This window comes from Oxalobacteraceae sp. CFBP 8761 (genome assembly GCA_014841595.1).
Lineage (GTDB): Bacteria > Pseudomonadota > Gammaproteobacteria > Burkholderiales > Burkholderiaceae_D > Telluria.
In genome coordinates this window covers 2,535,968-2,548,490 of record JACYUE010000001.1, presented here as the reverse complement: position 1 = coordinate 2,548,490, position 12,523 = coordinate 2,535,968, and the positions used below count along the sequence as shown (strand labels likewise).

The window sequence follows — 12,523 nt, the reverse complement described above, 5'->3', positions numbered from 1 at the left end:
TGGCTCACAAATAATGGGTGCCCGGATCAAAAATCCGTTTCAGGCGCCAGTATGGCTCATGGCGGCGATTGTCATATTGTGCCTCTTGATCGGCGCAGCCATTCCTGTGTTTACCGATGCCGTGGGAGATCATCCTGGTCGCCTCGTTGCCTTGCCTGCTGTGTTGCTGCTTGGCGTGCTGCTGGTGTACGACTATAAAAAGCTGTTGATACTGATTCTCCTGTTCCGTTCCGTTGGAGACCGTGTCCTGGAGTCGACGCAAGTTGGTATCGGTGATACTCGCATGGGTATTGGCGGGCTCATTAACCTCGTCGTTATCCTGATTACCTGCATGCTTGTGATGGAGAAGCCCAAGGAATTCCCGACCAAACTGGCGCGGTTCTGGTTCCCGGTATTGGTCATGATGGCCGTTGGCGTTGTGATCTCCTATGAGAAAGCAAATGCGGTCAAACAATACCTCGGCATCCTGTCCAATTTTGCGATGTTTATCATTGCCGTCTACATGGTGCGCTCCATTGACGACTTCAACAAAGCCATTCGGCTGGTGCTGTGGTCGTCGGCAATCCCCACGCTATATGCATTCGTCGATATCGCACTGAATGTGGGTACAAGCAACTTCCGTCTGGAATCTACCTTTACACACCCGAACATTCTGGCCTTCTATGTCGCGCTGATGCTGGTTCTGTGCTTGTACATGCTCAAGAGCCCGCTTTTCAACATCACGCCGACTGGCCGCGTTGTGGTTTGCTGTTATCTGCCGCTGTTGCTGATTCAACTGCTGCTGACCCAGACTCGCAGCGCTTGGCTGTCCTGTTTGTTGATCTTCGTACTGTACGCATTGTTGTTCGAGCGTAAATACCTGCTGTACTTGCTCGTATTGCCACTCGTCGTCGTGTTCGTTCCGTCCATTCAGGATCGTTTGATGGACTTGAATCAGGGTAATGAAGTGGTCCGCTATGCACCACTGAATTCCTTTGCTTGGCGCCAGTTGCTCTGGAAAGCGGCAATCGGGTGGATGGAGCCAATGAGGTTGATCTACGGCTACGGATTGGATGGGTTCGGTCATTTTGCGGGAACGTTTTTCCCGATGGACCGAACGGTCAGATGGGATGCCCACAATGTGTATGTTCAATTTCTTTTCGAAACGGGAGTGATCGGCTTGGCGTGCTACTTGTGGCTATATGCACGCGTTCTTTGGACGCTGAGGTCGTTCGCCCGTATGGACCGCGTATCCGGCTTTCTGCTGCTGGCAGTGGTGGTTCAATATTTGATAGTTTCCTACTCCGACAACATGTTCCGTTATCTGGTGTTTAACTGGTACTTCTGGTTCACGGTGGGCGCAGCCTGCTCGCTCGTGCACCTGTATTCCCTGGACCGCAACAGCGGGTCCGTCAATGAAGGCCGAGCATGAAGATTGCATATTTGGTGAACCAGTATCCCAAAATTAGTCACAGTTTTATCCGACGCGAGATCCTTGCGCTGGAGCGTCAAGGTTACGACGTGCAAAGATTGGCGATGAGAGGTTGGGCCGACGAACTGCGCGATGAAGAAGACGTGCGCGAACGCGCCGTTACCCGTTACGTCCTGCAGGATGGAGCATTCGCCATGGGCATGGACGTCGTGCGCATGGCGCTCACGCGGCCGGGGCGTCTGCTCAAGGCACTGGCATTGGCATGCAAGATCGGCATGCGGTCCGACCGGCCACTGCCTCTGCACCTGATTTACTTGGCGGAAGCATGCCGGATCGTGCCCTGGATGGCGGCCCATGGCGCGCGCCATCTGCATGCTCACTTCGGCACCAACTCAACTGAGGTGGCGATGCTCGCCAATATTCTTGGCGGTCCGTCCTACAGTTTTACCGTGCACGGTCCGGAAGAGTTCGACAAGCCGGAATTCCTGTGGCTGGCGGAAAAAATTCGCCGTTCGGCATTCGTCGTCGGCGTCAGCTCATTCGGCCGCAGCCAGCTGTTCCGCTGGGCAGCCGCAACGGACTGGCCGAAGGTGCAAGTGGTTCATTGCGGCATCGATCCAGATTTCCATGCGGTGCCTGTGCGCCCGATTCCCGCTGCGCCACGATTGGTCTGTGTCGGTCGTCTGTGCGAGCAGAAGGGGCAGATGTTGCTCGTACACGCGGTGAAGGCAGTCGTTGCCAGAGGCCTGGCGATTCACCTGGTGCTCGCCGGAGACGGCGAGATGCGCCCGGCGATCGAAGCCTTGATCGCCGAGTCCGGCTTGCAGGATCACATCAGCATCACAGGCTGGATCGATGGAGACAGGGTACGTGAGGAAATGCTGTCAGCACGTGCCCTGGTGCTGCCAAGCTTTGCCGAAGGCTTGCCTGTGGTCGTGATGGAAGCGATGGCGCTGCGCCGCCCGGTACTTTCAACATTCATCGCTGGCATTCCGGAACTGGTACGGACCGGCGAGACGGGTTGGTTGTTTCCGGCCGGAGATGTGGACGAGCTTTCCAAGATGCTGGAAGTCTGCCTGTCCACCTCGCCCGAACAGCTGCAGGCGATGGGCGAAGCCGGCTATCGCCGTGTGCTGGAACGCCACGCGATCGATACCGAGGCAGCCAAGCTGTCGCGTTTGATCAACGCCACGTTGGCCTGATGGCGGCATTTCATCGTGCAAAAATGCGGTGCTGAGTACTGTTGGTTTTTGTGGCGAACGTGAAGCGACCTCCCGGGGGTGCCGGAGGTCGCTTTAAGTGAAACGTTCCCGTTCATGGTGTACTGCGTGTTGACGGGTGGGTCTTACAGGGGGGGCAGTATCAGCAATCAGGGCTTGCCGTAATTCATTGGAAGGAATTGCAGGCGATTCCAGGGAAAGCCTTTCAGCACGTTGTATTCGGCTGTGCCGTTAAACAGGGCATTGTACGGATTTGGCTGGCCGAGGGCAGTGTACGATTTTGGATTCTGCGCGCGCAGACTGACCGATCCAGCTTTGTCCCAGACCACGAAACCATATTTTTGTGCTGCCTTGGCAATCGTCTTGGCAACCGGGTGAATATTGAGTGCATCGACATTGATGCTTGGGTCGAGGCGGAAACGTTGACCTTCGGCGATACGGTTTGGTACGTTGTTCGGGTTGTAGCCATCAGAACGTTGTGCCGGCCAAGAGAAGACGTTCCAGCTCGCAAGTTCAACCAGCGAGATGCCGATTGCGTGGCGAATTTCGCCCCGCTGGAGCTCTTCAGCAGTGATTTGACCGCCGAGAAATGGCAAGCCGGTTGCGGTGGTGCCGTAACTTCCTGGGAAGATACCGCTGCTCTTGGAGGCGTTCTGAAGACGACCGCCCCAGCACGCTTGCCACACGCCGCCTTGATTGCGGGTCAGCCAGAACTCCCAAATGGTATCGGTGGATGGCTGATATACCGTCATCTCGCTGTCGGTGCCAACTGCCGGTTGCGCGTGGGTTGGCATGGGAACGGCAGACCACTGCTGTACCAGGCCCGGGTCGGTGTACCGTTTGTTCTGACAATCCCAGAATCGCACTGCGGCTGTAGGGGTATTCGCCGGCGCTACATATACCGGGCTTGCATAGGAAGTGGTGTTGATGGTGACATTGCCGTAATACGCTTTGATCTGACGCTCGACATCAGCCGTGAACATTGCCGAGTTGGGGTGAAGGGTAACGTTCGTGGGAATTACTTGGTACCAGAAGCTCGTCGGCGCAAAGATCGCATCGGTCGGAAGTGGATTGACAGCCGCAACCACGGTGCGCTTCGGCTCGTTCGAAACTTTGAACTCGATCAGCGAGTAGCCCCAGTTCGTTGCGCGTTGCGTACCCACCATGCGCACGAAACGTGCGTTTGTGGCGGGAAAGTCAATTCTCTCTGCGCCACCGAGGCCAGTCTTCGTACTGAACACGGTCGTCCAGGCACTGCCATTGGTGGATACTTGAAGGCTGTATGCGCGGGCGAACGCTGTTTCCCAATCAAGCAGGACGCTGTTAAAACTCTGTACCGAGCCGAGGTCGATTTGGATCCACTCTGTATTGGAAAATGTTGACGACCAACGCGTTTTCGGATCACCGTCAACGACACTTGCAGGCACCATGGTGCTCGTTTGAAACGAAGACGCCATGGCAGGTCTGTTTGCTGCAAGATTGATGGATTGCGCATTTACATTTCCAATCCCGAGCGCGGCAGCAACAAGCGTCATGCCGCCGTAAGCATGTATGCGTTTCAGAATTGGACTTTGTTGAAAATTGTTCATCATTTACTCGTTGAATTAGTGACCAGTGGAAATCTTAATGCATATAGGGAATAAAATTTCACCCAAAGAACATATTTGTGTGAAATTTGGAGAACCGTTGGTTTAAGAAAACAATTCCGCACAGTAATGGTGCGTAATGAGGCTTTATTGTTAAGACTGTTGAGGTAAACTCAATTCCCGGCTATTCGTAATGATCTTGGCTAGACGTTTTACCCATTTAAATTCGAGGCCTGAAATAAGTGACTAGATGGAATTCTTGGTATGGACGGTATTCAAATTATCGTTACCAATTGGTAACGGTACGTGGCATGTATTTAGTAATGACATGCTGGCGGAGCAGTAATGACACTCTCCCGCAACGCTTTTAAAACGGCTTCAATGTAATGACAATAAATGACACTAATATCCGAAGCGGCGTGATCGCATATTTGCTACTAGTGCACGGCAATCCCCTGCACCTGCAGCGATTGATTAATCGCCTGCGGTCAGATGGGGCAATGTTCTTTGTACATGTGGACAAGAAAACGGATCTCAACGCGTTCATTCATCTGCAGTCGGACGATGTCAGGGTGTTACCACGGGATGAGACGGTCGCGGTCCATTGGGGTGACTTTTCTCAGGTGGAGGCGATTCTTAGCTTGATGAAAACTGCCTGCGCAGCAGGCAACTTCGATCGCTTTGTATTACTCAGCGGCGTCGATTACCCGCTATGGCCGACGGCGGACATCAACGCCTTCTTTGCAGCTCATCGCACTGTTGAATTTATCAGCATGGTGCCGATGCCGTGCGAGGCGGCGGGTAAGCCATTGGCACGCCTGACGACCTACAAGGTGCGCCCAACACTGTCACTGCTGCAAAGCCTGGCAATACGCGTCCTGCTCAAGGCACGCATCATGCCCCGTCAACGTAATCTTCAGCGCGCACTGGGCAACCTGACGCCATATGGTGGCTCGACCTGGTGGGCACTCACGAGGGCTGCTTGCGATTATCTGCTCCAATTCGAAGATCGTAATCCGGCACTGGTGCAGTTCTTCAAAGGTACGCAGTACGCTGATGAGACATTCCTGCACACGATTTTGGGAAACTCGCCATTCTTGGCCCACGTTAGACGGAACTTGACTTATACCGACTGGAGCGCTGGTGGCGCCAGTCCTGCCAACATGTCGATCAGCCATGTGGACTACTTCCTTTCCACTCGGCGGTTTAGTGAAGAAAACGTCTACGGTGGCGGACCAATGATATTCGCGCGCAAATTCAATGATGGTGATGGTGAGCTGGTGCGGTTGATGGATAGGCAATTATGCAATGTCGCGCTGTCGACTTTCGCGCTGGCAGAGTGCGAGTCGACGTCGGCGGCGCGACCACTGCCTTCGTTGTCGTGATCAGGCGCTGTGTTGCGAGGGCACAGTGCGTCATGCACGCTGGCTTCCGACTGCGAAGAGCGATTCGAATGAACTCCCGCGGCCAAATGCGTGAGCGGAATACGCGTTTGTTCAGAACGTGTAAAATTAGACAAGATTCCTGGATGAAACATGCCTGGACTGTTGATCGTTGTGACCCGACGCTGCGCAACGGCGATTGCCAAGTCACTCATAAGGGCTGCATCACTGGTCGTGCTCCCAGCAATCGGTGCTCGTACACCGCAAGGGATCTATTAATTTATAGCAATATTATTATGTCAAGTAGGGTTGTAACTCATGATTAGCTGGTTGCAAAATAAACGCAGCAGGCTGCACTTGCGCTGGAAGAAGCTCATTTTGCATGCAACTCTGGAAATGAATTGGAGACGCTATGGTCGCAGGCCTGGGTGTGCAAACGATGTCAAGGCTGGGGTTGTCGTTTCCCTGACGTCCTATCCACCACGCTTTAGCACGCTCCACTGGACGCTGAAATCGCTGCTGTCGCAATCCTATGCGGCAGATCGGGTCGTGCTGTGGATCGCTCATGCGGATATGGCGCTGCTACCACCGGCAGTCACCCGTCTGCAGCGAGCCGGCCTGGAAATTATCGCCTGCGACGATACCAAGTCATACAAAAAAATGATACCGCTGTTGCAGCAGGGATGTGCAAGCGCGATCGTGACAGCAGACGACGATGTGTTTTACTGGCGTGACTGGTTGCAGCAGTTAGTTCAGGCGCGCGTTCCGGGCAAGCTTGAGGTCATTTGCCACCGGATGCATCGCATCAGACTTGACGCGAACGGGCTACCTGTCTCCTACAACGAATGGGAGTTTGAAACCAGCAATGCAGAATCAAGCCCTTTGAATTTCCCGACCGGTATCGGCGGCGTGCTATATCCCGCCAATGTGTTCGGACCTGAAATACTCAATGTTCCTGCCTTCACCGCGCTGTGTCCACGTGGTGACGATATCTGGTTCTGGTGGATGGCGAGCATGAATGGCGCTACCTTCAAACGCGTCGCCGAGCACCATGAAGTGCATTGCTGGGACGGTTCGCAAGATGTCGCGCTCTGGAAAGATAATCTCGTCGGTAAGTTTAACGATGACCAGATTCGCGCAATGATCGCCGCATACGGTTTTGGTGCAGAAAGAAAAACAGCATGATGTCTGCGATGTCTAATGCGCGCTGGCTGACGCTGTCGCAGGGTTCACGGGTCATCATGCAGCTGATTTCCCTGTTTGTCTTGTCAAGGCTGTTGCAACCTTCCGAGTATGGATTACTGGCGATGGCGACTGTTGCAACCAACTTCGCCTTCCTGCTCCGAGACATGGGAACGGCTGCAGCTGTGGTCCAGAAGGAAAACCTCACGGAGGAGACGACCAGTTCAGTTTTCTGGTTGAACGTCGGGATGGGCGTGTTTTTGACGCTGGCCCTGATCATTGCCTCGCCACTTCTGGCAGCCTATTTCCGGATCGACCGACTTGCTCCCGTCCTTTGCCTGCTGTCGATCGTGTTCCCGATCACGAGCGCCAGCGCTGTTCATCAGGCTTTGCTTGAGCGCCGTTCGGGGTTTCAAACGGTGGCACGAATTGAAATCATCTCCTCGTTAGTCGGACTGACAGTGGCGATCACCCTGGCGTTCCTTGGCTATGGCGTCTACAGCTTGGTGTGGAACACCCTGGCATCGGCAATATGTTCTTCAGTACAGTTGTGGACGACCAGCCCATGGCGTCCGAAAAAAATCTGGAACAACGCGGAGCTGCGCTCGCTCTGGGGGTTCAGCGGCAATTTGACAGGCTTTAACTTCATCAATTTTTTTGCGCGCAATGCGGACAGCATGGTGATCGGCAGGGTACTGGGGTCGATACAGTTGGGTATTTATGCTCAAGCCTACAAAGTCATGATGTTTCCGTTGCAGAGCATGAGCTACGTTGTTGGCAGAGCACTCTTCCCGGTAATGAGCCGTCAGCAAACTGAGCGGGAAAAAATGGGGCAGCTGTATTTCCGCTCGATTCGGCTGATTGCGACGTTAACTGCGCCCATGATGGCAGGACTTTGGCTATTGCGTGAGCCGTTCGTGCTGATCGCGCTGGGAGACCAATGGGGCAAGGTACCGATGGTTCTGGCATGGCTGGCACCGGTCGGATTTTTACAATCATTGATTTCGACCACAGGCTCGGTCTTCATGGCGACAGGTCGGACAGATCTCATGATGCGTCTTGGATTGCTGGGTTCTGTCCTGCAGGTCGGCAGCTTTCTGATTGGCGTGCAGTGGGGGATTGAAGGAGTTGCTTGCTGTTATTTGATCGCGAACGTGTTGAACGGAATTCCTCATTTTTATTTTGCAACGAAACAGCTCAATTCCAGCTTGATGGGTTTGTTCAGGGAGATATGGCAGCCGGTGCTGTTTGCACTGTTGATGACGGCTGCGTTGTATCCATTATTCTCCTTCCTGTCAGGGACCAGCCTTGCCGCACTGATTGTATTTGCCGTGACTACGCTGGCCGGCGCCATCATTTACGGTGCATTGATCGTGATATTTTCTAAAGACGTCGTGCAAAGTTGTAAAAAAATGATCGGCATGAAAACTGCGTAGACCTTGAATTCAAGACGTACCTAATCATGTGCAAATTTATCGAGAAACGACATCTATGGAAAATCTGGTAACAGTCTATATACCCACGAAAAATCGTTTGCAATTGCTGCAGCGTGCCGTCAATTCGGTGCTGTCGCAAACGCACCGGAATATTGAGTTGATTATCGTGTCTGATGGCTCAACGGATGGTACGTGCGATTATGTGAATGGGCTGGAGGGGCCACAATTAGTCAAGCTGATCCACAATGACACATCGATCGGTGCATGTGCTGCCCGCAATCAGGCGATCGAAATTGCAACTGGCAATTTTATTACTGGCCTCGATGACGATGATATTTTTCTGCCGCATCGGCTGGAAACGTTTTTGTCCGAATGGCTGCGTCTCGAGCAGAAAGGGGAGCATTTCTCGTGCCTGTTCGACCGCCGCATTGTCAATGTCGGCGAACAAGTCTGGTTATGGGATAAGGAAGCACTGGTAACACCGGAGCAGATCGTGAAAACGAATGCCGTTGGCAACCAGGTGTTTACTACGCCTCAACGGATGAAAGATGCCGGCTCCTTTGACGCGGATTTGCCAGCGTGGCAGGATTGGGATATGTGGGTCCGACTCATCAAGACTGCCGGCCCGGCGCGCAGCATCCAGGCCAATACCTACGTCATGGATATTTCACACGAGTTCGAGCGTATCACGCAGAGGTCGTCGGAAAAGATCCTGCGAGCTGCTCGTATGTTTTATCAGAAACATTGCAGTCACGACGACCTGGCGGGAATACTCTATTCGTTGGTCGGCTACCAGCAGGTGCGGCTGACTCTGGGCGACATCGGTGTCATGTTGCGTAGCAGGTACTCGAAGTTTGCATTGCAAAAGATGCGTAAAGGCGAGTTTACGATGTCATTAGGCAGCTCTATTCTTTGAAGTCGGGCGGCAGTCTCAGCCGCACCAGGCAACCGATTCTCGCGAAATACCGCCAATCACGGCGAGACGTTGCTCACGTCCCCCGTCTGTCCTCTCGGTGGCCGGTAGCGAGCTATCGCGGACCCGCAGGTATCGTCGCGGGCCCAAGCGGTACTGCTTCGTTCAAACCCTCCAGCAAGAACGCGACATTCTGCAGGCGCATGGTGCGCCGTACCGTTGGATTTTGGGCATCCACACTCAGGGGAGCGCCAATCCTGCTCTGGTGGCCATATAAAAGAAGCAACAAGCCTAGCGCTGCGCTGTCGAGACGGCAATCGGCCATCAGTTCGACGTGAATGTGACGCCGCTGCAAAGTCATGCGCGCGAGCGCGGCTCGTAAATCGGCCAGTGCAGCATCGTGCCACGCTCCGTCCAGAGTCAGCGTGTAGTGATGCCCATCATCCCGCTCCGACAGCACCTGCGCCGTTGTAGCGGCACGGGCATTGCGCAAAGCAATGGCGCCGGGCAGGGCGCGAGTGATCAGGAGGCGCACCAGCGCTGTACCGTCATTCCAGTAGCGACGCCATAGCGCCGGTTCTTCCTTGATGCGCCATAACCATTCCAGGCCGAACCGGCCAACGCCAACCGGCGCGCGGCTGATGGTGCCCGCAACGAAATTGACCACTGCGCCAAGATGGCTGATCAGTGGTGTATGCAGGGCCGCGAGATTGTGTTCTATCCACGCCTGGCCGCGCTTGGCACCCAAGGCAACTACCAGCAGGTCAGCGTTGCTAGCATTAATTTGCTCGATGACGGCCGGTGTGCTCATGTCTGCCAGTGTGCCAAAGCCAGGTGAGTACGCGCCCACGCAGCGCATGCTGCCCTGCTCGGCGTTCAGAACGTCGGCCGCCTGTTGCGCCACGCCGTCGGGACCACCAAAGAAATAAACCTTGAGTGGCATGGTGTGTTGCGCGCGCAATTGCTCAAAGACCGTTGCGCCGGCAACGCGGCTGGTAAACGGTAGGCCCAACAGGCGCGCCAGCCAGACGACTGGCATGCCGTCGGCCAGCGACAGGGAAGAGCGCAGTACCGAGTCCCGGAATTCCGGGTCCTGCCCGCTTGTGATCAGGAAATTCAAATTAGGCGTCGAGAAAAAGCAGCGCTCGCCATGACGGGCACGCTTGAGCAGCAACTGCACGGTTTGTTCGGTATCGATTGCATCGAACGGAAGTCCTAGCACACAATAAACCCGGCGCGCAAAGTCGGTTTCAACGGGCGCACCGTCATGAGGTGCTGTCAGAATATTATTCGCTATCACGTTTGGACCTCACCCAGGCGACCTGGCGCCGGAACAGAAAGCGAAAATACAGTGGTATTTTCGCCAAGACATAGACGACGGCAAGGCCGAGTTCTTTACCACTGAGTACGGCACGCCCGTGGTGCCACCAGGCCATCAAAATTGCCGCACCCAGCGCTGCGCCGGCTAGTACGGCCAACACCAGCGGCCCAGCCGGGCCGCCAAACAATGCCAGCAACAAACTCAGCACTCCCAGCCCGCACACCAGCAGTACCAGCAATGCCAGTGGCGGCACGCACAGATCTAGTCCAAAGGCAAACAGACTGAGGCTGGCACGGCGCAACCCGGCAAGCAGCGTAGCAGGAGCCGTGCTGGCAATCATGCTCAGATGCCCGTGCTCCCAGCGTGTACGCTGGCTTTGCACACCTTCGGTACTCGTCGGGAAGTAACTGTATACCAGGGCATGGGGGCAGAACATCGGCGCACTGCCAGCAAGCGCCAGGTCCATTCCCAGTTTCATGTCTTCAACGATATGGCCGGTGGCCAAGCTGGCCTTGGCAATCGTCTGCCAGGGAAAGGCCATCCCGGTACCCATCAGCTGACAAGGCCAGCCCCGGCGGAACCAACCGAGCGGGCGGACCTTGTTTTTGACGAGCCAGGCAAATTCGGCGATCTTTTTCAGCGCGCTGCTGCCGGTAGGAAGGTACATCAGGTAGAGCGCCTGGACCGGCCGTCCATGCTGCGCTGCCAGGCCTGCCACGCGCTCGATCGTGCCCTCGCCAACGATGCAGTCAGCATCAATGATCACTACCACGTCGGGTGGTGAAGCCGACAGCGCCTGCACGCCGAAGTCCAGCGCGTAGCCTTTGCCGCGCAATTGCGCATGGCTGCGTTCGACCACGTCGGCACCGGCCAGTCGTGCGACATCTGCAGTACGGTCGCTGCAGTTGTCGGCAACCACCAGAATACGATCGCCAGGCGTCAGCTGTGGCTGCACGCTGGCGAGGGTCGCGAGCAAGCCCGCCTCTTCATTGTGGGCAGGTATCAATACCGCGACGCGTGGACGCGGGCCGGGCAGTGCAGACGCGGGGCGCACTGGAAACATTGCCAGGAGTACTTGTGCAAGCAGCACCAGTATCGGTATCAGAACGACACATAGCAGCACGAGCAGAGCGAGCGAAAACGCAGATATCAAAACGATCCTTCCTGGGGGTTACGAACGGGAATGTACATAGCGACAAGCGCAGGGTGCTCACTCGGCACCTCAAATAGCCTGGCCAACGGCCACCCGCAGTGCGCCGTTCGGTATGATTCTGATTTTAAGCAATATGGTAAGCGCAATTTTTGTGGCGACAATGTTTTTTTGCAAACTTTTCTGCTGAAGCGTGTTGTGGTTGCGCCTGCGATGCGTTAGTCAACGCGTGATCAGGTCGCCAGCACCGGTTGCGAGGTGCTTCGGTTTCGCTATCCAGATCTCGCATGGCTCTAACGAGGCGTCGACCGTGACCGCGCCAACGCGGCACTATTTCATCAGTGTTCGTTTGTCACGGGTGCCATGATGATGCGGGCTGGAGCGCCCACTGCAGTACTGCCGTCTGGCATATCGTGCAGTACGACGGACATTGCGCCGATGCGGCAATTATTGCCGATTGTTATTCCACCAAGTATCTGCGCGTAAGCACCGAGCTCAACGTTATCACCCAAGACCGGGACTGGACCGTCGACATGGCGATTGCCGATCGTATTGCCTTGCCGCAAGGTGCAATTGGCGCCAATCTTCGCATCGGGATGAACGAAAATACCGCCAAAATGCCAGATGCGTAATCCGGGACCGATCGAGGCAGATTTGGGAAGGCTAACACCAGTCACAGTCTCGATCAGGCGAAACATCAACCAGTACAGGGGCATGCGCCATTTCTTGCCAAACCCGGCCGGACGTCCATCGAGGCTACGTCCTCGTCGATATAGCCAGATGGCCCAAATCGATTGCTCACGCAAGAACGGTCGCCGCATGTTATATCGCAGCAGATCGCAATCCCAGTCATGCCTATCCTGCATCAGATCCCCAGTAAACAAAATTTTCTACGTGGCAGTATTGTAGCGAACTTTCGACT

General features: G+C 55.0%; 10 protein-coding genes. 6 read left to right on the top strand and 4 right to left on the bottom strand.

Annotated features, from left to right (window positions below):
- Positions 1-13 precede the first annotated feature (13 nt).
- A complete protein-coding gene (locus IFU00_11055) occupies positions 14-1,411 on the top strand; it encodes an O-antigen ligase family protein (protein MBD8542820.1) in 1,398 nt (465 codons plus the stop codon).
- Complete coding sequence (locus IFU00_11050) at positions 1,408-2,613, top strand: glycosyltransferase (protein MBD8542819.1); 1,206 nt, start codon at positions 1,408-1,410, stop codon at positions 2,611-2,613. The genes IFU00_11055 and IFU00_11050 overlap by 4 nt, the downstream gene beginning before the upstream one ends.
- Before the next feature lie 167 nt (positions 2,614-2,780).
- Here the strand turns inward: IFU00_11050 and IFU00_11045 are convergent, their stop codons facing one another.
- A complete protein-coding gene (locus IFU00_11045) occupies positions 2,781-4,220 on the bottom strand; it encodes a discoidin domain-containing protein (protein ID MBD8542818.1) in 1,440 nt (479 codons plus the stop codon).
- A gap of 416 nt (positions 4,221-4,636) precedes the next feature.
- Between IFU00_11045 and IFU00_11040 the strand changes: the two genes are divergently transcribed.
- The 4 genes from IFU00_11040 to IFU00_11025 all read left to right on the top strand — a co-directional run bounded on the left by IFU00_11040 (position 4,637) and on the right by IFU00_11025 (position 9,133).
- Positions 4,637-5,602: a hypothetical protein gene (locus tag IFU00_11040; protein MBD8542817.1), complete on the top strand. Its 966-nt coding sequence runs from the start codon at positions 4,637-4,639 to the stop codon at positions 5,600-5,602.
- 315 nt (positions 5,603-5,917) lie between these two features.
- Positions 5,918-6,784, top strand: a complete 867-nt coding sequence (locus tag IFU00_11035) for a glycosyltransferase family 2 protein (GenBank protein ID MBD8542816.1) — start codon at positions 5,918-5,920, stop codon at positions 6,782-6,784.
- Entirely contained in the window at positions 6,781-8,217 is a 1,437-nt protein-coding gene (locus IFU00_11030; protein MBD8542815.1) for an MOP flippase family protein, read from the top strand. The genes IFU00_11035 and IFU00_11030 overlap by 4 nt, the downstream gene beginning before the upstream one ends.
- A 55-nt stretch (positions 8,218-8,272) precedes the next feature.
- On the top strand, positions 8,273-9,133 hold the full coding sequence (locus tag IFU00_11025) for a glycosyltransferase (GenBank protein MBD8542814.1): 861 nt from the start codon (positions 8,273-8,275) through the stop codon (positions 9,131-9,133).
- A 112-nt stretch (positions 9,134-9,245) separates the two neighbouring features.
- Here the strand turns inward: IFU00_11025 and IFU00_11020 are convergent, their stop codons facing one another.
- From IFU00_11020 to IFU00_11010, 3 genes are all read right to left on the bottom strand, one after another.
- Positions 9,246-10,430, bottom strand: coding sequence for a WecB/TagA/CpsF family glycosyltransferase (locus IFU00_11020; protein MBD8542813.1), 1,185 nt, complete (start codon positions 10,428-10,430; stop codon positions 9,246-9,248).
- Positions 10,417-11,514 carry a glycosyltransferase gene (locus IFU00_11015; GenBank protein ID MBD8542812.1) on the bottom strand — a complete coding sequence of 366 codons (1,098 nt, stop codon included), beginning with the start codon at positions 11,512-11,514 and terminating at the stop codon, positions 10,417-10,419. Before IFU00_11015 ends, IFU00_11020 begins: the two co-directional genes overlap by 14 nt.
- Positions 11,515-11,939: 425 nt before the next feature.
- Entirely contained in the window at positions 11,940-12,467 is a 528-nt protein-coding gene (locus IFU00_11010; GenBank protein MBD8542811.1) for a serine acetyltransferase, read from the bottom strand.
- Positions 12,468-12,523: the final 56 nt, after the last annotated feature.

Coding starts and splice junctions, on each gene's coding strand:
- IFU00_11055 (MBD8542820.1), top strand. CDS start 14: ATGGGTGCCCGGATCAAAAATCCGTTTCAGGCGCCAGTATGGCTCATG.
- IFU00_11050 (MBD8542819.1), top strand. CDS start 1,408: ATGAAGATTGCATATTTGGTGAACCAGTATCCCAAAATTAGTCACAGT.
- IFU00_11045 (MBD8542818.1), bottom strand. CDS start 4,220: ATGAACAATTTTCAACAAAGTCCAATTCTGAAACGCATACATGCTTAC.
- IFU00_11035 (MBD8542816.1), top strand. CDS start 5,918: ATGATTAGCTGGTTGCAAAATAAACGCAGCAGGCTGCACTTGCGCTGG.
- IFU00_11030 (MBD8542815.1), top strand. CDS start 6,781: ATGATGTCTGCGATGTCTAATGCGCGCTGGCTGACGCTGTCGCAGGGT.
- IFU00_11025 (MBD8542814.1), top strand. CDS start 8,273: ATGGAAAATCTGGTAACAGTCTATATACCCACGAAAAATCGTTTGCAA.
- IFU00_11015 (MBD8542812.1), bottom strand. CDS start 11,514: ATGTTTCCAGTGCGCCCCGCGTCTGCACTGCCCGGCCCGCGTCCACGC.
- IFU00_11010 (MBD8542811.1), bottom strand. CDS start 12,467: ATGCAGGATAGGCATGACTGGGATTGCGATCTGCTGCGATATAACATG.